This window comes from Thermus islandicus DSM 21543 (assembly GCF_000421625.1).
GTDB classification, from domain to species: domain Bacteria; phylum Deinococcota; class Deinococci; order Deinococcales; family Thermaceae; genus Thermus; species Thermus islandicus.
On the sequence record NZ_ATXJ01000017.1, the window covers coordinates 1 to 20,212 of the forward strand.

Below are 20,212 nucleotides of genomic sequence, written 5' to 3' on the forward strand. Positions count from 1 at the left end.
CCGGGGGGACAAGAGCAGGGAGGGCAACCTCAACCTCCGCGTTGAGGTCAGGGACGGCGCGCTGTGGCTCCGGATCCACCTAGGAACCGAGGAAAAGAAGTACGCCTACGCCCTGGTGAGGACCTCCCACCTCCAGCTCAAAGCCCTCCTGGGGAGGGTCTACTCCTCCTCCCCCTACAACACCGAGCTCACCCTCAAGGACGGAAAGATCTACGCCCACCTCTCCTGGCCCGAAGAACTTCCCCCTGCCGTCCACACCAGGGAGAACGGGGTCCTCGGGATAGACGTGAACAGCGACCCCTACCACCTCGCTCTCGCCGTGGTTTCCCCCGACGGAAATCTCAAACGCTGCCTGACCCTTTCCCTGGAAGAGGTGGACCAGGCCCCTAACAAGGGGGCCAAAGAGCTGGCGCTCTGGAAGGTCGCCCACCAGGTGGTGGCCCTGGCCGAAGAACACGGGGTCGCCCTCGCCACCGAAAGGCTCAAATACCTCAGGAAGTCCAAGAGGGGCGACGGCTCGGGGCGGGGCTTCCGAAAGAAGCAGCACCGCTTCGCCTACCGCTCCCTCCTGGAGAAGGTCCACGCCCTGGCCCGTAAGCGGGGCGTGGAGGTCCTGGAGGTGAACCCCCAGGACACCTCCACGATAGGAATGCTCAAGTACGCTCCCCAGCTTTCCCTCTCCAAGGACGTGGCCGCCGCTTTCGTCATCGGGAGGAGGGCCCTTGGCCTTGAGGAGAGGCTCTCCAAGGGCTACGAGGCCCTTCTCCAGGACGAAAGCTTCCTTGCCCACGCCGAGGGGTTCTACCAAAGCCGCCTTCAAGAGCTAGAGAAGCTCAAAAGGGCGGAGGGGAACCCCTACCTCAGGCGGAGGCTTTCCCGGGAGATGGGGAAGGCCAAAGCCGCCCTTTCCCTTCTTTCGAGCCTTCCTGGTCCCCGAAGGGGCCAGAAGGCAAGCTTTCAGGGTTCGCCAAGGAGCCGGAAGGGGTCTACCGACGGAAGGAGCGCTTTCGGCGCCCATCCCTGGCGGGTCCTGAAGGCAGGCGCCTTCCTTCCTCTCCTTGGGCGCGAGGTGCCGCGAGACCTCTCGCCCCTCAAGCCCGTCCTGAACCTAGCTCCGCTGACCGTGGGACCGTGGGAGAGGTGGGCGGAAAGCCAAGACCCTCATCCTGGTGGGGGGTCGGCGTGCAGAGACGTGCGCTTCGGCTAACCAGGTCTAGGATGGAGTGACCTCAGGCCACCTGGCCCCGAGCCAGATGAAGCCCCTCGAGGGCGGCCTCGGCGGCCTGTTGCGCGGCGAAGCAGGCCCAGGCGTAGTCGCCTAGGCCCAAGCCTCCCTGGCCGTGGCGCAGGTTGTGCCTCGCCTGTTCCAGCCAGTCCCGGGCCCGATTCACCCCCTTATTACCCCACGCTCCAGGGGAGCCCAAGGCACACACCCCGCCCACCCCTTCCCCTAGACTGGTAAGGGTGAAGGCCAAGACCCTAGGCGAACTGAGGCGCACCTATCCCCTGGAGAAGCTCCGCCGCACCGTAAAGGACGAAGCCCGGGAGAACCTCCGGGAAAAGCTTCGCCGGGGAGAAAAGCTCTTCCCCGGCATCCACGGTTACGAGGACACGGTGATCCCTGCCCTGGTCCAGGCCATTCTGGCCAAGCAGAACTTCATCCTCCTGGGTACGCGGGGACAGGCGAAGAGCCGGATTCTCAGGAGCCTCACGAGCCTCCTGGACGAGGAGGTGCCCGCCCTGGCCACGGAGCTCAGGGATAACCCCCTCTCCCCCATCTCCCCCGAGGGGAAGCGCCTTCTGGAGGAGGCCGGGGACGAGGCCCCCATCGTCTGGGTGGGGAGGGAGGAGCGCTACGTGGAAAAGCTCGCCACCCCCGACACCACCGTGGCCGACCTCCTTGGGGACATGGACCCCATCAAGGCCGCCCGCCGGGGCACGGGGATGGCGGACCTGGAGAGCATCCACTTTGGCCTCCTGCCCCGGGCGAACCGGGGCATCTTCGCCGTCAATGAGCTCGCCGACCTCGCCCCCAAGGTGCAGGTGGCCCTCTTCAACATCCTCGAGGAGGGCGACGTCCAGATCCGGGGCTACCCCATAAGGCTCCCTCTGGATGTGTGGCTTGTCTTCACCGCCAACCCCCAGGACTACACCGCCCGGGGAAAGATCGTCACGCCCCTCAAGGACCGGATCGGGAGCGAGATCCGCACCCACTACCCCCGCTCCCTGGAGGAGGGCCTGCGGATCAGCGCCCAGGAAGCCTACGTACCCGAGGGCGTTTTCGTGCCCGAGTGGGTGAGGCTCTCCGTGGAGGCGGTGGCCTTCGCCGCCCGGGAGGACCGCCGCGTGGACCAGACGGCAGGGGTCAGCCAGCGCCTCGCCATCAGCCTTTTGGAGGTGGTGGCGGCCAGCGCCGAACGAAGGGCCCTCCTCTACGGGGGAAGGCCTGTGGCCAGGCCCTTGGACCTCTACCAGGGGTTTCCCGCCATCACGGGGAAGCTGGAGCTGGAGTACGAGGGGGAGCTCCAGGGGGCAGAAAGGGTGGCGCGGGAGATCGTCCAGCGGGCCTTCGGCCTGGTCCTCCCCCGGTACCGCCTCAAGACCGAGCCCATCGTGGCCCACTTTGAGGCGGGGAACCTCCTCACCCTCCCCGAGGGAGAGGTCAAGGGGGCCCTCGAGGCCCTCGCCCAGGTGCCGGGGCTGCTGGAGGCGGCAAGGGCCCTGGCGGGGGAGGACGCCCCCGAGGTCCTCCTTTCCGCCGGGGAGTTCGTCCTGGAGGGCCTGGTGGGGCGGCGGAAGCTCTCCCGGGGCGAGGCGAGCTACCAGGCGGCAGAGCGCCCGAGGAGCTATGGCAACTAGCCTGGACCGTGACAAGGAGGCGGTTCTAAAGGCCCTGGGGCCCCACCTCCAGGGTACGGGGGCGAGGCTCTTCCTCTTTGGCTCCTTCGCTCGAGGGGAGGGGAGGCGGGCCTCCGATTTGGACCTCGCCCTCCTCTCGCCCACGCCCCTCGCCCCCCTCATGCCCCTCCTTCGGGAGGCCCTGGAGGAGGCCCCCGTGGTGCGGCGGGTGGACCTCGTGGACCTCGCCGAGGCCGAGCCCGCCTTCCGGGAGCGGGTGCTTAGGGAGGGCGTCCTGTGGGCCGAGTTTTAGAGCGGATCCAGGTCGTAGAGAAGGCCCTCGCCACCCTCAAGGAGCTTGCCTTCCTCCAAGACCCAAGCCCCGTGGAGCGGGACGCCGCCATCCAGCGCTTTGAGTACACCTTTGAGGCCTTTTGGAAGGCCCTCCAGGCCTACCTCCTGGAGGTGGAGGGGCTGGAGGGGGCAAGCCCCAAGGGGGTCATCCGCCTGGCCCGGGAGGTGGGGCTTTTGGGGGAGGAGGAAGCCCGCCTGGCCTTGGGCATGGTGGACGACCGCAACCTCAAGGTCCACACGTACAACGAGAGCCTGGCCCGGGCCATCTTCCGGCGGCTTCCGGAGTACGCCAGGCTTATGGAACAGGTCCTGGGGAGGTTACAAAGATGAAAGCCATCCGCTACAGCCGCTACGAGGGGGGCCTGGAGGATCTCTCCCCCGAGGAGATCCTTTCCCTACTGGAGGACTTCCTGCTGGACTCGGGGTTTTCCGACCCCTTCCAGCGTTACGACCCGGACCCGAGCCGCGCCCCCACCCTGGAGGACCTCTACGACGCCCTCCTCCAGGCCCTCCTCAAGAACGAGCTCGTCCCGGAGGACTGGCTCCGCGAGGCCCGCTTCGCCAACCGTAAGGAGGAAACCCGCCTCTACCAGGCGATCCAGGGGATGGTAGAGAAGCTCAAGGAGGCGGGGTACCTCCGCCTTCCCGGGGAGGACCCCTTGGACCCCGCCCAAGGGGGGTACCGGGGCGAGGCGGGCGAGGCCCGGCTGGAGCTCACCGAGAAGGCCTCGGACTTCCTGGGCCTAAGGAGCCTCCGGGAGCTCCTGGGTGCCTTGGGCCGCAACCCCCCAGGCCTCCACCCCACCCCCCACCACGCCCCCGGGGTGGAGAAAACCGGGGAGACCAAACCCTGGGCCTGGGGGGACCCCTTGGACCTGAACGTCCCCGAGACCCTGAAGAAGATCGCCCACAAGGGCCTCGAGGGCCTCACCCCCGAGGATTTGGTCATGGACCTCGCCGAGTACACCGCCAGCATGAGCACCGTGGTCCTCCTGGACTGCTCCCACTCCATGATCCTCTACGGGGAGGACCGCTTCACCCCGGCCAAGAAGGTGGCCTTGGCCCTCGCCCACCTCATCCGCACCCAGTTCCCCGGGGACCGGGTGCGGTTCGTCCTCTTCCACGACACCGCCGAGGAGATCCCCCTCTCCAGGCTCCCCCTGGCCCAGGTAGGCCCCTACCACACCAACACCAAGGCGGGCCTGGAGCTCGCCCGCACCCTCCTCAAGAAGATGGGCGGGGAGATGCGGCAGATCATCCTTATCACCGACGGCAAGCCCTCGGCCCTCACCCTTCCCAGCGGGGAGGTCTACAAGAACGCCTGGGGCCTAGACCCCGTGATCCTGGCCGAGACCCTGAAGGAGGCCACCCTGGCGAGGCGGGAGGGGATTCCCATCCACACCTTCATGCTGGCCCGGGAACCCGAGCTTTTGGCCTTCGTCAAAAAGCTTTCCCAGATCACCCGGGGCAAGGCCTACCTCACCCACCCCGGCAACATCGGCCGCTACCTCCTCCTGGACTTCCTCAACAAGAAGGTGCGGAGGCACTGAGGATGCGGCCTTTCGCCTTCAGATTGCCCCGTTTTCCGAAGCGCCTCCGGCCCCGGGCCTTCCCCAAACCGCCCCCCGCCTTGGTGCGGGAAGCCCCCGAGCTCCGGCTCCCCCTGCGCCTAGACCTGGCCTACTACGCCGCCCAAGGCCCAAAGGGCTACGCCCTCATCCCGTGGGACCGATACATGGAGGAGGTGGAAACCCTCCTAAAGGCCACCGAGCCCCGCCAAGGGTCCAGATAACAGCCCGGGCCGCCAGCCCCTCCCCGTCCATAAGGGGGTTTCCCACGCCCAGGCCATCAACCCCCCTGGTGCGGCCTGCGCCGCACCATGGTAACGAACTCCCCCTCCTGCACCACCTCGCCGCGTTGGTTCAGGACCCGCACCCTCTGGACGAGGATCCCCCGATCGGGCTTGGAGGTCTCCCGCTTCTCCACGATCTCCGTCTCCCCGCGCACGGTGTCGCCGATGAAGACGGGCTTTAAAAAGCGGTAGTTCCGGATCTCCATCCAGGCGATGAGGGTGCCCTCCGTCACCCCTGTGCGCTGCCTAAGACCGGTGAGCATGGCGAGCACCAGGAGGCCGTGGGCGATGCGCTGGCCGAACGGGGTTCCCTTGGCGTGCTCGGCGTCGGTGTGGATGGGGTTGTAGTCTCCCGAGACCCCGGCGAAGTTGACGATGTCCGCCTCGGTCACCGTGCGCCCGGCGGTGGAGAACTTCTGCCCTACCTCAAAGTCCTCAAAGTACATGGCCATGGCGCTTACCTCCTTTGCGTTCAAACCCCCGGGGACCCAAAATGGGCCCATCCCGCCCCCTTGAGGAGGGATAGACCCAGAATCCTTTCCGGCCGAGGCCGGCGGCCGCTCCAGGGGTTCTTATCGGAAAGCCTCCCCATCGCTACTGAAAGCCCGCATCCCCGTGAGGTGAGCCCCGATGATGAGCTTCTGCACCTCGCTCGTCCCCTCGTAGAGGGTGAGGATGCGGGCGTCCCGGTAGAGCCTCGCCACCTCGTAGTCCTCAAAGAAGCCGTACCCCCCGTGGACCTGGATGGCCCGGTAGGCCACCCGGTTGGCGGCCTCGGAGGCGAAGAGCTTGGCCAGGCTGGCCTCGAGGGTGTAGGGCTCCCCCTTGACCTTCTTCCAGGCAGCCCGGTAGGTGAGGAGGCGGGCGGCCTCCAGGTCCAGCTTCATGGAGGCGAGGTGCTCCTGAACGAGCTGGAAGCCCGCGATGGGCCGGCCGAAGGCCCGCCTCTCCTTGGCGTAGGCCACGGAGAGGTCCAAAGCGCGCTGCATGAGCCCCACCGCCCCTGCCGCCAGGGAGATGCGCCCCGTGTCCAGGGTGGAAAGGGCGATTCTAAACCCCTCCCCCTCCCTCCCCAAGACCCGGTCCTTGGGCACCCGCACCCCGTCCAAAAAGACCATCCCCGTGTCCGCCGCCCTAAGCCCCAGCTTCCCCTTGAGGGGGGCCGTCCTCACCCCGTCCTCCCGCTCCACCAGGAAGCAGGTGATCCCCTTGGCCCCCTTCCCGGGGTCGGTCTTGGCGAAGACGAGGAAGACCTGGGCCACGTTGGCGTGGGAGATGAAGGTCTTCTGGCCCTCCAGCACGTAAAACTCCCCGTCCTGGTAAGCCCGGGTCCTGAGGCTTGCCGCGTCCGACCCGGCCTCGGGCTCGGTGAGGGCGAAGGCCCCCAGAACCTCCCCCCGGGCCAGGCGGGGGACGTACCGCCTCTTCTGGGCCTCGGTGCCGTAGGCGAGGAGGGGGGTGAGAACCAGGCTCTGCTGCACGGAGAGGATGGAGCGCAAGGAGGCCCACCCCCCCATCTCCTCCAGCAGGGCAAGGTAGGCGAAGAAGTCCAGCCCCGCCCCACCGAGCCCCTCAGGGACAAAAACCCCGAGGAAGCCAAGCCTCGCCATCCCCTCCACCAGGGGCCAGGGGAAGGCCTCCTCCTCCTCGTAAGCCCTAAGCGCCCCGCCCCGCTCGGAAAGAAACCTCCGGGCGAGCTCCCGGATCTCCTTGTGCTCAGGCCCCTCCACGCTCCAACCCCCTCAGGATCAGGTCGTAGTACCCCCGGGCCACCTCCTCCGCCCGCATGGGCCCCTGGGGCCGGAACCAGCGGATCATCCAGTTCAGCATGGAAAGCACCGCCCGCCCGGCCAAGGCCACGTCCACCTCGCGGAAATCCCCCTTTTCCATCCCCCGGCTCAGGATGGCCCGGAGGTTGGCCTCATGCCGGTCGCGGAGCGCCACGGTGGCCGCCCGCTTTTCCGGGGAAAGGCTCTTGATCCCCTGAAGCATCGTCACGAAGAAGGGATAGTTATCCTCAAAGAAACGGGCATGGCCCTCCATAAAGCGGAGGAGGGCCCGCTTGGCCTCAGGCTCCGCCAGGGCCCGCTCTCCCTCCCTAAGGAGCCCCTCCAGGGCCAGGAGGCTGATCTCGTAGAGGATCTCCTCCTTGCTCCGGAAGTGATGGTAAAGGGCCGCCTTGGAGAGTCCAAGGGCCAGGGCGATGTCCTGAACGCTCGTGGCCTCATAGCCCCTCTCGGTGAAGAGCTTAGCCGCCTCCTCTAGGATGCGATCCCGCGTGGTGGTCACCATAGCTCACCGACCGGTCGGTAGGCCCACTCTACCCCAGAGGGTAAAGGGCGTCAAGCCCCCAGAAGGGCCAAGGCCCTGGGGAAAGACCCCAGGGCCTTCCCAGGCCTGGCCTTAGCGGGCGATGGGGTAGCCCTCCGCCTCGAGGACCGCCCGGGCTACCTCCCGGCGCAGGGCCACGAGGTCCAAGGGCTCCCGCTTGGTCAGGCGGCGGGCGGCGGAGTAGACCACCCGCGCCTCGTCCCCTTCCACGAGCCGGGGGAGCACCCCGAGGGCCCGGGTCTGGGCCCGGTCCATGGCCTGGGCCAGGTAGAGCCGGGCCATGCTCTGGGCCACACCCCCCAGCTTCCGAGCCCGGAGCAGGGCGCTTTCCGCGGCGTAGGCGTCAATGAGGATGTCGGCGGCAGCGGCGAGGACCTCCTGCTCCTCCTCCACCCCCTGCCCGTACCTCTGGGCGGCAAGGCCCGCCACCATGAGGAAAAGCTTCTTCAGGTTTTGGACCTGGTGAAGCTCGAGGTCCTCGGGCTCCTCAAAGGTAGGCTCCAGAAGCTCCTTCTGGAGCTTCATGGCCGCCTGGAAGAGGGGAAGCTGGCCCTTTAGCGCCCTCCTTAGGAGCATCCCAGGGATGAGGAGGCGGTTGATCTCGTTGGTGCCCTCAAAGATGCGGTTGATGCGGGCGTCCCGGTAGGCCCTCTCAATGGGGTACTCCTGGGAGTAGCCGTAGCCCCCGTGGATCTGCACCCCCTCGTCCACGACATAGCCCAGCACCTCGGAGCCCAGCACCTTGATGATGCTGGCCTCCACGGCGTACTCCTCTACTCCCGCCATCACCGCCTCGGCGCCCTTCTTGCCGGAAAGGGCCTCGTCAATGAGGCCCACGGTGCGGTAGACGGCGCTCTCCCCAGCAAAGATCCGGGTGGCCATCTCCCCCAGCTTCTCCTGGATGAGGCCGAACTCCCCGATGGGGCGGCCGAACTGGACCCGCGCCTTGGCGTACCGGGCGGAAAGCTCCAGGGCCCGCTTGGCCCCGCCCACGGCCCCCGCCCCCAGCTTGTAGCGGCCCACGTTGAGGACGTTGAAGGCGATCTTGTGCCCCTTGCCGATCTCCCCGAGGACGTTCTCCAGGGGCACCTTCACGTCCTCCAGGATCACCTGGCGGGTGCTGGAGGCCTTGATGCCCATCTTCTTCTCCTCGGGGCCAAAGGAAAGGCCCGGGGTGTCCCGCTCCACCAGGAAGGCGGTGAAGTGCTCCCCGTCCACCTTGGCGAAGACGGTGAAGAGGTGGGCGAAGCCCGCGTTGGAGATCCACTGCTTGACCCCGTTCAGGACGTAGTGCTTGCCGTCTTCGGAGAGGGTGGCCCGGGTCTTGGCGGCGAGGGCGTCCGAGCCCGAACCCGGCTCGGTGAGGCAGTAGGCGGCGATCCACTCCCCGCTGGCGAGCCTGGGCAGGTACTTTCGCTTCTGCTCCTCGGTGCCGAAGTAGACGAGGGGCAGGGTGCCGATGGAGGTGTGGGCTCCGTAGGTGACGGAGAAGCCCCCGGTGCCGGCAAGCTCCTCGGCCACCACGGTGGAGACCACCTTGGGCAGGTCCAGCCCCCCGTACTCCTCGGGGATCTCAATGGCGAGAAGCCCGAGCTCCCCCGCCTTCTTCATGAGGGGCACGTTGAGCTCAAGCTCCCCGTGCTCCATCCGCTCCAAGAGGGGGAGCACCTCCTTTTCTGCGAAGGCGCGGGTGGTGCGGGCGATCTCCTTGACGCTCTCGTCAAAGTCCTCAGGGGTATAGACCACTTCCGGCGGCTCCAGGATCCAGCCGCCGCCCTTCTTCCAGAGCTTCGTCTCCTCGGTCATGCCTCCCTCCTTCAGGCCGGGTAAACCTCAAACACGCCTGCGGCTCCCATGCCCCCGCCGATGCACATGGTGACGAGGCCGTACCCCCCGCCCCGGCGGGAGAGCTCGCTTACCAGCTGGGCGGTGAGCTTGGCCCCCGTGGCCCCCAAGGGGTGGCCTAAGGCGATGGCCCCGCCGTTCACGTTCGTTCTCTCCTCCGGCATCTCCAGGGCGCGCATCACCGCCAGGACCTGGGCGGCGAAGGCCTCGTTGAACTCAATGAGGGCGATCTGGTCCAGGGTGAGCCCGGCCCGCTTCAGGGCCTTCGGCACCGCCTTCACAGGGCCCACGCCCATGATGTCGGGCTCCACGCCGGCCACGGCGAAGCTCACAAAGCGGGCGAGGGGCTTCAGGCCCAAAGCCTCCGCCTTCTCCCGGCTCATGACCACCACCGCCGCGGCCCCGTCGGAGTAGGGGCTCGCGTTTCCCGCCGTCACGGTGCCCCCCTTCTTGAAGGCGGGGCGGAGCTTGGCCAGGGCCTCGAGGCTGGTGTCGGGCCGCACCGTCTCGTCCCTCTCAAAAAGGACCTCCTCCACCCGCTTCTTGGTGCCCTGGTAGACCACCTTGGGCACCCGGATGGGGACCACCTCGCTAAAGCGCCCCTCGGCCCAGGCCTGGGCCGCCCGCTGGTGGCTCCTTAGGGCCCACCGGTCCTGGTCCTCCCGGCTTACACCGAAGCGCTCCGCCACCCGTTCGGCGGTGAAGCCCATGCCGATGTAGGTGGAGTAGGACTCGGGGCTCCACTCCGTGGGGGTGAGGTCGGGGTGGAGCCGGGTGTGGAAGCCCGACATGGGCACCTGGCTCATCATCTCCACGCCCCCCGCCAAGACGGCGTCGGCCATGCCGGTCATCACCGCCTGGGCGGCCATGGCCACGGTCTGAAGCCCGCTGGAGCAGAAGCGGTTGACCGTGGCCCCCGCCACCTCCACGGGAAAGCCCGCCCGGAGGAGGGCGAGCCGGGCGATGTTGAGCCCCTGGGCCGCCTCGGGCATGGCGCACCCCCAGAGCACGTCCTCCACTTCCTTAGGGTCCAGGCCGATCCGCTCCACCGCGCCCCGCATCACCTGGGCGGAGAGGTCCACGGGGTGGAGGCTGGCCAAGGCCCCGTCCTTCTTGCCCCGGGCCACGGGGCTCCGCACTGCGCTCACGATGACCGCTTCCCGCATCTTCTCCCCCTCTAGTTCCTAAGCGGCTTCCCCGTCTTCAGGGTGTAGGCGATGCGCTCCTGGGTCTTCCGGGTGCCGAGGAGCTTCAGGAAGGCCTCCCGCTCCAGGTCCAAGAGGTCCCACTCGGAGACCTCCCGCGCCGGGCCCTCCCCGCCGGAGAGGACGTAGGCGATCTCCAGGCCGATCCGCATGTCGTGGTCCGTGATCTCCCCCGCCTCCCGGAAGGACCAGACGGCGTAGCGGAGGTTGCCAAGGGCCTCGCTTCCCAAAACCCGGATCCTTGGCGGTAGGGGCGGGCGGTAGTCGGGAGCCAGCTCCAGGACCCGCCTTTTGGCATCGGCGATGAGGAAGTCCCGGTTCATGCTGATCCCGTCCCCCTCCCGGAGGAAGCCCATCTTGCGGGCCTCGAGGGCGCTGGTGGAGGTCTTCGCCATGGCGATGAGCCCAAAGGCCCGCTTCACCGCCTCAAAGGGGTCGGCCTCCTCGTAAGGGCGGAGCTCCTCGGTGAAGCGGAGGAGCATCTCCTTGGTGCCGCCCCCGGCGGGCAGAAGCCCCACCCCGGCCTCCACCAGGCCCATGTAGAGCTCGGCGTGGGCCTGGACCCGATCCGCGTGCAGGGTGAACTCGGCCCCGCCCCCCAGGGTGAGCCCGAAGGGGGCCGCCACCACGGGGAAGGGGCTGTACCGCAGGGATAGGGAGGCCTTCTGGAAGAGCCGCACGCCCAGGTCTAGCTCGTCCCAGTTCCCCTCCTGGACCTGGGCGAGGAGGAGGGCCAGGTTGGCCCCGGCGGAGAAGGCCCTTGGGTCCTCGTTGCCGAGGACGAGGCCCACGTAGCCCTTCTCCTCCACGTACTCCAGGCTCTTCTGGAGCATCCGGAGGACCCCCTCGCCGATGGCGTTCATCTTGGTGCGGAACTCCAGGAGGGCCACCCCGTCTCCCAGGTCCAGAAGGGCCGCCTCCTTGCTCTCAAGCAGGGTCTTCCCCTCGGACTTGAGGGCCTTTAAGGAGATGACCCCCTCCCGCTTGGGCAAAGGGTGGTAGGCGCCGTCAAAGCCCAGGTAGGCCCCGTCCTTGTAGAAGGCCCCCTGGGCCTTCTTAAGGAGGTCCGGGGCCTTGAGGCCGTGCTCGGCGAGGAGGGCCTCCACCCGGGCAAGCCCCACGGCGTCCATGTTCTTAAAAGGCCCCTCCTCCCAGCCGAAGCCCCACTCCAGGGCCTGGTCCACGGCCACAAGGTCGTAGGCGATCTCGGGGGCCTTCTCCAGGGTGTAGTGGGCGGTCTTGGCAAAGAGCTCCCTTAGGAAAGCCCCGTACTTGCCGGGGAGGTCCAGCACCCGGGAAAGGCGCTCCCTCAAGGGGAGGTCGCGGAGGGCCCGAAGCTCGGGGAGGTCCAGCTTGGCCCGGGGCACGTACTCCAGGGTCTTGGGATCCAGGGTGAGGATCTCCCCGTCCACCCGCTTGTAGAACCCGGCCCCCGTCTTCTCCCCCAGGCGGCCCTCCTCCACCAGGCGCAGCACCCACGGGGGCAGGGCGAAATCCTCCCCCGTAGCCTCCGCGAGCTCCTCGGTCACGAGCTTCAGCACGTCCAGGCCCGTGAGGTCGGCGGTGCGGAAGGTGGCGGAGTTCGGGCGGCCGAGGAGGGGCCCGGTGAGGGCATCCACCTCGTCAAGGGTGAGGCCGTGCTTTTCCATGAGGCGCACCGCCTGGACCATCCCGTAGACCCCCAGCCGGTTGGCGATGAAGCCCGGGGAGTCCTTGGCGAGGACGGTACCCTTGCCGAGGATCCTCTCGCCGAAGCGGCGGATGGCCTCCAGGGCCTCGGGGTCGGTCTCGGGGGTGGGGATGAGCTCCAGGAGATGGAGGTAACGGGGCGGGTTGAAGAAGTGGGTGCCCAGGAAGCGCCTGCGGAAGCCCTCAGAGCGCCCCTCGAGGAGGACTTTCATGGGGATCCCGCTCGTGTTAGAGCTGACGATGGCCGTGGGCTTGAGGAGGCCCTCGAGGCGGGCATAGAGGGCTCTCTTGGGCTCGGGCTTCTCAAGGATGGCCTCCACCACCCAGTCGCAGTCCTTCAGCTTCTCCAGGTGGTCCTCCGTGTTGCCGATCTCAATGTACCGGGCCCGCTCGGGGTCCATGAAGGCCGCAGGCTTGGCCTTCAGCGCCCGCTCCAGGCCCTTCTTGGCGTACTCGTCCCGGTCCTCCCTTCCGGGGATGTCTAGGAGGACCACGGGGATCCCGGCGCTCGCCAAGAGGGCCGCAATCCCGCTTCCCATGGTCCCGGCTCCGATCACCCCTACCCGTTTGATCCGCATCGCCACCTCCAAGCTTATACTAAGTCAAAGTTTATTCCCCGGCCCCCTCCCCGTCAAGGTGATGCCCTTTGCTTTGGGTTTCTGCGCCCCCAGGTTCCAAAGACTTTGCGGGGACTTTCTACCGGGGTGGTATGGCTCCCCCACCCCCAAGGGCACCCTGGCGCTACGGCCTCTACTTAGCCCTCCTCCTTCCTGGAGAGGCTTTCTCAAGGAAACCTTGACACTCTCTCCCCCAGCGCCTAGGCTGACTCCAATATGAAGAGGCGGCTTTGGGTCATCCTTTTGCTCTATGGCAGCCTAGGGCTAGCCCAGGGGATACGCGGCCTAGGGATGGGAGGCGTCCTCCTCCCGGGGCCCTCCCAGGCCGGAGCCAACCCCGCCTACGCCGCCTTCCCGGGAAGTTGGGAGAAGGAAGGGTTTCAGATACCGGTGGGCCTCCTCCGCTTCCTCCCCCTCTTCCCCGAAACCAGCCCTCTCGCCTACCTCACCGATCCCCAGGCCTTCCGCACCCGGTTTGACCTCCTGAGCTTCTACGACCAAGCCGCCCACCCGAATAGCTTCCTCCTCAACCCCGCAAGAAGCCCCGATGAGGTGGTCTTCCGGGTGAGCGCCGACGGCCTCTCCATCACCGATGGCTCGGGCAAGCCCCTGCTTCCCTCCTTCCAAGTGGGGAGCGATCCGGGAAAGCCCCGGGCCCTCGTCCCGGATCCCCTTCTCCCCATCGCCCTGGAGCTTGGACCCGGCACCTACCTGAGGTTCGGGGCCTTCGCCGGGGCCCAGGGGGTGAGGGTGAGCCCGAGCTCCGCCCTGGCCCAGGCCCTGGCGAGCGGCAGCATAGAGCCTTGCAAGGGCAAGAGCCCTTCCCCTTGCGCCCTCGAGGCCAGCGGCAGCTATAGCACCGGGATCAGCCTAGCCCTGGGCTTCGCCGCGCCCCTTCCCGAGGTGCCGGGCCTGGGAAAGGTCTACGTGGGGGCGAGGGCCGAGGGCTTCTACGGCCTGGGCTACACCGAGGGCAGCGCCGAGGCCCGCCCCACCTTTGACCAGAACGGCAACGTGCAGGGGGCGGAGTACCGCTACCGCTACTTCCTGAGCTACGCCCCCTTCATGGAAGGGACCCTCGGCCAGGGAGCGGGAGGGCAGGGCTACGGCCTCCGGGCCGACCTGGGCGTGGCGGTGGACGGGGGGGAGTGGGCCCTGGGCCTTGGGGTGAGGAACCTGCTCGGCTTCGCCCAGTGGGAGGGCCTCGAGGTGGCCTACGACGGCACGGCGGAGACCCGGACCCGCACCACCAAAAGGAGCGACCTCTCCGCCCCCGAGTTCCTGCTGAACGGGGCCTACCGCCTGCCCTTGGAGGTGGGTAGCCTCCTCCTCGCCGCCGACGCCCGCTTCGGCAGTACAGCCCCCGCCTTCCACCTGGGACTGGAGTATGGCCTTGGACCCTGGGCCCTGCGGGCGGGAGTGGGCCTCGAGGGGGGCCTCCGCTTCGGCCTAGGGGCGGGGCTTAACCTGGAGGCGGTGGCCTTGGACCTCGCCCTCACCACCCACGAGGCGCCCCTGGTGGGGGGCACCGTCTACGGGGTGGCCCTAGGGGTGAACTTTTAGAGGAGGTGCCTTGTGAAGCGCATGTTCTTCTTGGCAAGCCTTGCCCTGGCCCTCGCGGCCTGCAGCGGCCACACGGTCCACCGGGTGGAGGTGGACCTCCTCAGCTTCGTCCCCCAGGGAAGCCGCTCGGGAACCCTGAGCCTCACCCAGACGGAGGTGCGCCTGCCCAATGACCCTGCCGGGCAAGCGATCCTGGTGCCGGGGGCCAAGACCCTGGAGGACGGGCGGATCGTCCTCCAGGTGGGGCTTCAAAACACCGGAACCCTTCCCGCGGACCTCACCCTCGAGGTCCGGGCGGGCCCCCAGAGCGACGCCAACCTCTACGACGGCACGGGAGGGGACTTCGCCGTGAAGATCGTCTCCCTCACCCTGAACCCTGGGCAGGCAGGCACCCTGGACGGAAGCCTCGCCCTACGGCCCGGCGACCCCCTCTACAACCTCATCAAGACCGGGGCCTTCCGCCTCGGGGCCCGGGTCCGGGTGAATAGCGGCGACCAGGTTGGGTACACCTTGAACCAGGCGGAGGTGGTCCTGCGCCTCAGGCTCTTCAACCTGATCCCCTAGGGGTCAGCGAAGAGGTAGAGGGCTTCCATCAGGGCCTCGGGGTAGTCCCGGGGTCTTAAGCCCTTCTTCTCCAGGCGAAAGCCCACCGGGTACTGGGTGAGCTCCAGCCGGTAGGGCAGGGACTTGAGGCTTTGGGCCTCGTAGACCAGGGGGAAGCGGCCGAAGACCACCTCCAGGTGGGTGAGGCTTTCCGTGACGGAGACCACCCCCTTCCTCCCGGCCACCAGGCGGAGCCGGGTGAGGTTCACGAAGTTCTCCGCCTCCTCGGGCAAAGGCCCATAGCGCTCCTTGAGCTCCCGCACCAGGCGGGAGACCTCGGCGAGGCTTTTCGCCTCGGCGAAGCGGCTGTAGTAGCGGCTTCTGGCCTCGAGGCTCGGGACGTACTCGGCGGGCAGGCGGGCGGAAAGGGCGAGGTCCACCGTCACGTGGGGCCTCTCCTCCCTGGCCTCCCCCTTGAGCTTGCGGATGGCCTCTTCCAAAAGCTCGGTGTAGACCTCGAGGGAGAGGGCCCGGATGTGCCCGTGCTGCTCGGGGCCCAAAAGGTTCCCCACGCCCCGGATCTCCATGTCCTTCTCCGCCAGGAGGTGGCCCGAGCCTAGGTCCGAGAGGTCGGCGATGGCCAGGAGGCGCTTCTCCGCCCCCTCCGTGAGGCGGGGCGGGTGGAAGAGGTAGGCGTAGGCCTCCTGGTCCCTGCGCCCCACCCTACCCCGGAGCTGGTACAAGGTGGCGAGGCCTAGGCGATCGGCCCGCTCAATGAGGATGGTGCCCGCCTCGGGGATGTCCAGCCCCGCCTCAATGATGGTGGTGGCGAGGAGAAGGTCGTAAGCCCCCTCGGCGAAGAGGAGCATGGTTTCCTCCACCAGGGCCTCGGGCATCTGGCCGTGGACCAGGCCGATGCGGACCTCGGGCACCAGGCTTTCCAGGTAGCGCTTCCTGGCCTCTATGGAGGCCACCCGGTCGTGGACGTAGAAGACCTTCCCCCCCCGCTCCACCTCCAAGAGGATGGCCTCCCGCACCAAAAGGGGATCAAAGGGGGCGAGAAAAGTCCGGATGGGCTTCCTCCCGGGGGGCGGGGTCCTTATGCTGGAGAGGTCCTTAAGCCCCACCAGGGCGGAGTAAAGGGTGCGGGGGATGGGGGTGGCGGAGAGGTAGAGGGTGTCCACCTCCGCCTTGAGCTCCTTAAGCCTTTCCTTCTGGGCCACGCCGAAGCGGTGCTCCTCGTCCACGATGAGGAGGCCCAGATCCTTAAAGCGCACGTCCTCCTGGAGGAGGCGGTGGGTGCCGATCACGAGGTCCACCGTGCCCTCGGCCAGGCCCTGCAGGATGGCCGCCTCCTCCTTGGGAGGGGTGAAGCGGGAGAGGACGGCCACCCGCACGGGCAGGCCCTGGAAGCGCTCCTGGAAGGTCTTCCCGTGCTGCTCGGCGAGGAGGGTGGTGGGCACCAGGAAGGCCACCTGGGCCCCATGCCCCACCACCCGGGCGGCGGCCCTCAGGGCCACCTCCGTCTTGCCGAAGCCCACGTCCCCCGAGACCAGCCGGTCCATGGGGTGGGGCGCCTCGAGGTCCCGGAGCACCTCCTCGAGGGCCCGCTCCTGGTCGGGGGTGAGGGGGTAGGGGAAGCCCTCCGCCACCCTCGCCTCCCACTCGGGCAAGGGGGGGAAGGCCCTCCCAGGTGCCGCCCTCCGCTTGGCGTAGAGGACAAGAAGCCGGGCCGCAAGGGCTTCCACGTCCTTCCTCGCCCTCTCCTTGGCCCGTTGCCACTCCCCCTTGCCCAGGGAGGAAAGCTCCGGGGGGTCGTCGGTGGTCCCGGGGTGGCGCTTGAGGAGGGGAAGCTGCTCCACGGGCAGGTAGAGCCTGCCCTCCCCCCGGTAGCGCAGGACCAGGTAGTCCCGCTTGACCCCCAGGACCTCCCGGGTCTCTAGGCCCAGGTACTGGCCGATGCCGTGCTCGGGGTGGACGAGGTAGTCCCCCGGGGAAAGGGCCCCGGGGTCAGTAAGCCCCTCCCCCGCCCGAAGCCTCGCCCGCACCCCCCCGGTGGCGAAGACCAGGGCCTCGGTGAGGAGAACCCACTCCCCCCACTCGGCCCCGCCCTCAAAGCTTCCCGCAAGGAGGGAAAGCCTCCCCTTGGGCCCGGGGAAGCGGTCCAGGAGGAGGGGCGAGAAGGCCTGGAGGCGCCTTTTCAGGTAGTCCAGGGTGCGGGCGTGGCCCACGAAGAGGTGGACCCGCTTTCCCGCCTCCAGCCAGCGGGCGAGGTCCTTCTCCAGGGCCTTGAGGCTTCCCCGGTAGGGGGAGAGGGGCGTCAGGCCGGGCTCCAGGGGCGGAAGCGCCACCCCGCCCCCCAGGGCCAGAAGGGGTCTTCCCGCGAGGAGGGGCCAGAGGGCCTCGGGGGCCAGGGCTGGGGTGTCCAGGTAGACGGGCCCCGGGAAGTGGAGGATCTTTTTGGAGGCGAAGCCCTCCGCCTTCCCCGGCTTGGGCAGGAGGACGTGCCGCCTCCGCTCCTCTCCCGCCACGAGGAGCCTTTCCAGCTCATCCCCGAAGAACTCCAGGCGCACCTCGCCGAGCTCCACCACCTCCCCCAGGACACGGTAGTCCTCCTCCCGGGCGTAGCCCATCCTGAGGAGCCTCTCCAGAAGGGCCTGCCTCGGATAGCTCCGGCCCACTTCCAGCACGAGCCGCCAGGCCTCGGGGTCCTCGGGGAAGGGGCTTAAGGCCTCCTCGTAGGAGAAGACGAAAAGGGCCTTTTCCTCCAAGGCCTCGAGGCCGGGGTTCACGTAGACCCGCGCCCCGAAGGCGGAGAGGTCCCGGTAGCGGCGAAGCCTCTCCTCCGGGGCCAGGAGGACGGCAGGGGGACGCTCCCCCGCGAAGAGAAGGGCGAAGGCCACCTGGGGCACGGCGAGCCGGTGGCCATAACGCTTTTCTAGGGCGATTTCCATGGACCGAGGGCCCCCAAGGGCCACCCGCTATTCTAACGCGTAAGCGTGGACCGCCAAGGCCCCGAGGCCCACGTTGGCGGCGATGGTCGCCCCCGAGCGGGTGATCCGGCCCCGTTCCAAGCGTAACGCGCCCTCTAAGGCGCGCTTCAGGCCCTCAATCCACTCGGCCCGAGCGTCGGTGTGGGCGATGGTGATGCGGGCGGCGCGGCCCTTGAACTCCTCCAGGACAAGCCGGGCAAGCGCCTCGGGGACGGCGCTCTCCCGGGCCACCTTGAGGAAGCGGATGTGCCCCTTCTCTATGCGCAGGATGGGCCTCAAGCCCAGGAGGTTCCCCACCACCTCGCCGAAGCGGGGAAGGCGGCCGTTTCGGGCCAGGTGGGAGAGGTCGGCCACGCTGAAGTAGAGGCTAGAGCGCTTGAGCCTCTCCAGCTCCCGCACCACCGCCTCCTCCTCCGCGCCCCCCTTAAGCATCTCCACCGCCCGCAGGACCATGGCCCCAAGCCCCGCCGAGACCATCCCCGAGTCCATCACCCGGATGCGGGTGGGAGCCACCTGCAAGGCGGCCTCCCGGGCCCTCTCCACGGTCTTGGAAAGCTCCCCCGAGACGTGGAGGGAAAGGAGGCGGTCGTACACCTGCAGGTAGCGCTCGTACACCTCGGCAAAGTCCTCCACGGCCGGGGGCTCGGTCACGGGCTCAGCCCCGGCCCGCATGGCCTGGTAGAGGGCGTCCGGGCTGAGCTCCTGCCAATCCTTGTACCTCCGGCCGGCGAGGTTCACGTAGATGGGCACCAAGCCCACGGCCTCCTCCTGGAGAAGCTTGGGGGAAAGGTCGGAGGCAGTATCGGTTACAAGGCCCAGCTCCACGGCCCACATCTTATACCAGGTCAAAGCCCAGCCCCCCTATAATGGCAAGGGCATGATCCTGGTCACCGGGTTTGAACCCTTCGGGGGGCTACCCCACAACCCCTCCCAGGCTCTCCTTGCCCTCCTGCCCGAAAAGGTCCGGGGAAGGCCCTTGAGGCAGGCCCTCCTGCCCGTGGACGCCGAGGGGGTCGGGGAAGCCCTCCAAGCCCTCTACCGCGAGGGGCCAGAGGCCGTCCTTCACCTGGGCCTGGCCGAGGGCCGGCCCCTCCTCTCCCTGGAACGGCTGGCGGTGAACCTCTTGGACTTTGAGCGTCCGGACAACCGCGGGCGCAAGCTGGAGGACGTTCCCATCGTTCCCGGGGCGCCCTTAGCCCTGGCGGCCCGCTTTCCCGTCAAGGCCGTGCTCGCCCGCTGGAAGGAGGCGGGCATCCCCGGAAGGCAAAGCCTCTCGGCCGGGAGCTACCTCTGCAACCAGGTCTTCTACCTCTCCCTCTTTCACCTACCAGAAAGCGTGCCCGTGGGCTTCCTCCACCTCCCGCCCGACGAAGCCCTGGCCTTGGAGCGGCCGGGCCCCTACGTGCCCCTAGAGGTCCAGGCCCGGGCTGTCCTCCTCGCCCTGGAGGCCCTGTGAGGGTCCTCTTCCTCACCGACGCCACACGCATCGGTGGGAGTGAGGTTTACCTTCAGGAAATGCTTCCCCGTCTCAAAGCCCTGGGGCTCCTCCCCGAAGCCGCCCTTCCCCTGGCCGAGGGAAACCGAAGGGTGCGGGAAACTCTGGAGGAAAGGGGCATTCCCGTCCACGCCTACCGGGCCCTCCGGGACCTTCCCGAGGGGTTTGATCGCGTGGTGGCCTCCGCCTGGTACCCCGGAAGCTACCGGGCCTTCTTCCGCCGCTTTCCCCGCCTCACGCTCCTCGTCCACGATCAGATAGAGATCTTCTACCCTCTGGGAGGACGTTACCTCTACCGCCTGGGCTACCGCCTCCTTCAGGTGCCGAACCTCCGGCGGGCCGAGGCCGTCCTCACGGTCTCGAGGTGGGCCGCCCGCTGGCTAAGGGAGGTCCATGGGGTAAGCCGGGTCTACCCCGTGCCCAACGGCGTGGACACCGGGCGCTTCCGCCCTCCCCTTCCCGGGGAAAAGGCCGCCCTTCGGGAACGCTACGGCCTAAGGCGCTTCACCGTCCTCGTCCCCGCCCGGATGAGCCCGGAGAAGAACCACCTGGCTGTGCTTCTCACCGCAAGGCTGCTTCCCCAGGTAGACTTCCTTCTGGTGGGGACTGGGGAGTTGCTTGGCCTCTGGCAGAAGACCGCAACGCTTTTGCGGCTCGGGAACGTGCGCTTCCTAGGCCGACGGGAGGACATGCCGGAGCTCTACCGGGCGGTGGACGCCGTGCTCCTCCCCACCCTGGGGGAAAACCAGAGCCTGGCCACCCTCGAGGCCATGGCCTCGGGCCTCCCCGTAGTCACCACCCCCATCCCCGCCCAGGAAGAGCTCATCCAAAACGGCGTCACCGGCCTCCTCGTACCCCCCAGACCCCACCTCCTCGCCCAGGCGCTC

Annotated in this window: 19 protein-coding genes; 10 read left to right on the forward strand and 9 right to left on the reverse strand. The window is 68.1% G+C overall.

What is annotated here, in order from left to right:
* On the forward strand, positions 1–1,207 hold a 1,207-nt coding region (locus H531_RS0110560), incomplete at its 5' end, for an SSO2105 N-terminal domain-containing protein (RefSeq protein WP_022799312.1).
* Between the two features lie 22 nt (positions 1,208–1,229).
* Here the strand turns inward: H531_RS0110560 and H531_RS13065 are convergent.
* Positions 1,230–1,391: a HEPN domain-containing protein gene (locus H531_RS13065; protein ID WP_033399320.1), complete on the reverse strand. Its 162-nt coding sequence runs from the start codon at positions 1,389–1,391 to the stop codon at positions 1,230–1,232.
* Positions 1,392–1,464: 73 nt separating this feature from the next.
* On the opposite strand from H531_RS13065, the gene H531_RS0110570 reads away from it, so the two are divergent.
* From H531_RS0110570 to H531_RS0110590, 5 genes are read left to right on the forward strand one after another with little or no spacing between them, the layout of a single operon-like run.
* Positions 1,465–2,859, forward strand: coding sequence for a sigma 54-interacting transcriptional regulator (locus H531_RS0110570; protein ID WP_028490802.1), 1,395 nt, complete (start codon positions 1,465–1,467; stop codon positions 2,857–2,859).
* Positions 2,849–3,151 carry a nucleotidyltransferase family protein gene (locus H531_RS0110575; protein WP_022799314.1) on the forward strand — a complete coding sequence of 101 codons (303 nt, stop codon included), beginning with the start codon at positions 2,849–2,851 and terminating at the stop codon, positions 3,149–3,151. The genes H531_RS0110570 and H531_RS0110575 overlap by 11 nt, the downstream gene beginning before the upstream one ends.
* Entirely contained in the window at positions 3,136–3,522 is a 387-nt protein-coding gene (locus H531_RS0110580; RefSeq protein ID WP_022799315.1) for an HI0074 family nucleotidyltransferase substrate-binding subunit, read from the forward strand. Before H531_RS0110575 ends, H531_RS0110580 begins: the two co-directional genes overlap by 16 nt.
* Complete coding sequence (locus H531_RS0110585) at positions 3,519–4,742, forward strand: vWA domain-containing protein (RefSeq protein WP_022799316.1); 1,224 nt, start codon at positions 3,519–3,521, stop codon at positions 4,740–4,742. Before H531_RS0110580 ends, H531_RS0110585 begins: the two co-directional genes overlap by 4 nt.
* 2 nt (positions 4,743–4,744) lie before the next feature.
* On the forward strand, positions 4,745–4,984 hold the full coding sequence (locus H531_RS0110590; RefSeq protein ID WP_022799317.1) for a hypothetical protein: 240 nt from the start codon (positions 4,745–4,747) through the stop codon (positions 4,982–4,984).
* A 56-nt stretch (positions 4,985–5,040) separates the two neighbouring features.
* Here H531_RS0110590 and H531_RS0110595 read toward each other — a convergent pair whose 3' ends face one another.
* The 6 genes from H531_RS0110595 to H531_RS0110620 form a co-directional block, all read right to left on the reverse strand.
* Positions 5,041–5,496, reverse strand: coding sequence for a MaoC family dehydratase (locus H531_RS0110595; RefSeq protein ID WP_028490803.1), 456 nt, complete (start codon positions 5,494–5,496; stop codon positions 5,041–5,043).
* A gap of 120 nt (positions 5,497–5,616) precedes the next feature.
* Positions 5,617–6,774: an acyl-CoA dehydrogenase family protein gene (locus H531_RS0110600; RefSeq protein ID WP_022799319.1), complete on the reverse strand. Its 1,158-nt coding sequence runs from the start codon at positions 6,772–6,774 to the stop codon at positions 5,617–5,619.
* Positions 6,761–7,336, reverse strand: coding sequence for a TetR/AcrR family transcriptional regulator (locus H531_RS0110605; RefSeq protein WP_022799320.1), 576 nt, complete (start codon positions 7,334–7,336; stop codon positions 6,761–6,763). The genes H531_RS0110600 and H531_RS0110605 overlap by 14 nt, the downstream gene beginning before the upstream one ends.
* Positions 7,337–7,447: 111 nt before the next feature.
* Positions 7,448–9,181 carry an acyl-CoA dehydrogenase FadE gene (locus H531_RS0110610; protein WP_022799321.1) on the reverse strand — a complete coding sequence of 578 codons (1,734 nt, stop codon included), beginning with the start codon at positions 9,179–9,181 and terminating at the stop codon, positions 7,448–7,450.
* 11 nt (positions 9,182–9,192) lie between these two features.
* Positions 9,193–10,386, reverse strand: coding sequence for a thiolase family protein (locus H531_RS0110615; protein ID WP_022799322.1), 1,194 nt, complete (start codon positions 10,384–10,386; stop codon positions 9,193–9,195).
* A gap of 11 nt (positions 10,387–10,397) precedes the next feature.
* The gene (locus tag H531_RS0110620; protein ID WP_028490804.1) at positions 10,398–12,692 is read right to left on the reverse strand and encodes a 3-hydroxyacyl-CoA dehydrogenase/enoyl-CoA hydratase family protein; all 2,295 of its coding nucleotides are present in this window, start codon (positions 12,690–12,692) and stop codon (positions 10,398–10,400) included.
* A 255-nt stretch (positions 12,693–12,947) separates the two neighbouring features.
* Between H531_RS0110620 and H531_RS0110625 the strand changes: the two genes are divergently transcribed.
* Positions 12,948–14,294, forward strand: coding sequence for a hypothetical protein (locus H531_RS0110625; RefSeq protein ID WP_022799324.1), 1,347 nt, complete (start codon positions 12,948–12,950; stop codon positions 14,292–14,294).
* A gap of 12 nt (positions 14,295–14,306) precedes the next feature.
* A complete protein-coding gene (locus H531_RS0110630) occupies positions 14,307–14,858 on the forward strand; it encodes a lipoprotein (protein WP_439332793.1) in 552 nt (183 codons plus the stop codon).
* On the opposite strand, the gene mfd is transcribed toward H531_RS0110630, so the two are convergent.
* On the reverse strand, positions 14,855–17,791 hold the full coding sequence (gene mfd, locus H531_RS0110635) for a transcription-repair coupling factor (RefSeq protein WP_022799326.1): 2,937 nt from the start codon (positions 17,789–17,791) through the stop codon (positions 14,855–14,857). The genes H531_RS0110630 and mfd overlap by 4 nt on opposite strands.
* Positions 17,792–17,818: 27 nt before the next feature.
* On the reverse strand, positions 17,819–18,664 hold the full coding sequence (locus H531_RS0110640; protein WP_022799327.1) for a DegV family protein: 846 nt from the start codon (positions 18,662–18,664) through the stop codon (positions 17,819–17,821).
* A gap of 43 nt (positions 18,665–18,707) precedes the next feature.
* Between H531_RS0110640 and H531_RS0110645 the strand changes: the two genes are divergently transcribed.
* Together H531_RS0110645 and H531_RS0110650 are read left to right on the forward strand one after the other, a co-directional pair.
* Positions 18,708–19,286, forward strand: coding sequence for a pyroglutamyl-peptidase I (locus H531_RS0110645; protein WP_022799328.1), 579 nt, complete (start codon positions 18,708–18,710; stop codon positions 19,284–19,286).
* Positions 19,283–20,212 (forward strand): glycosyltransferase family 4 protein (locus tag H531_RS0110650; protein ID WP_028490806.1); only part of this gene is annotated, 930 nt, incomplete at its 3' end. The genes H531_RS0110645 and H531_RS0110650, both read left to right, overlap by 4 nt.

Coding starts and splice junctions, on each gene's coding strand:
- H531_RS0110575 (WP_022799314.1), top strand. CDS start 2,849: ATGGCAACTAGCCTGGACCGTGACAAGGAGGCGGTTCTAAAGGCCCTG.
- H531_RS0110585 (WP_022799316.1), top strand. CDS start 3,519: ATGAAAGCCATCCGCTACAGCCGCTACGAGGGGGGCCTGGAGGATCTC.
- H531_RS0110590 (WP_022799317.1), top strand. CDS start 4,745: ATGCGGCCTTTCGCCTTCAGATTGCCCCGTTTTCCGAAGCGCCTCCGG.
- H531_RS0110595 (WP_028490803.1), bottom strand. CDS start 5,496: ATGGCCATGTACTTTGAGGACTTTGAGGTAGGGCAGAAGTTCTCCACC.
- H531_RS0110605 (WP_022799320.1), bottom strand. CDS start 7,336: ATGGTGACCACCACGCGGGATCGCATCCTAGAGGAGGCGGCTAAGCTC.
- H531_RS0110610 (WP_022799321.1), bottom strand. CDS start 9,181: ATGACCGAGGAGACGAAGCTCTGGAAGAAGGGCGGCGGCTGGATCCTG.
- H531_RS0110615 (WP_022799322.1), bottom strand. CDS start 10,386: ATGCGGGAAGCGGTCATCGTGAGCGCAGTGCGGAGCCCCGTGGCCCGG.
- H531_RS0110620 (WP_028490804.1), bottom strand. CDS start 12,692: ATGCGGATCAAACGGGTAGGGGTGATCGGAGCCGGGACCATGGGAAGC.
- H531_RS0110625 (WP_022799324.1), top strand. CDS start 12,948: ATGAAGAGGCGGCTTTGGGTCATCCTTTTGCTCTATGGCAGCCTAGGG.
- mfd (WP_022799326.1), bottom strand. CDS start 17,791: ATGGAAATCGCCCTAGAAAAGCGTTATGGCCACCGGCTCGCCGTGCCC.
- H531_RS0110640 (WP_022799327.1), bottom strand. CDS start 18,664: ATGTGGGCCGTGGAGCTGGGCCTTGTAACCGATACTGCCTCCGACCTT.
- H531_RS0110645 (WP_022799328.1), top strand. CDS start 18,708: ATGATCCTGGTCACCGGGTTTGAACCCTTCGGGGGGCTACCCCACAAC.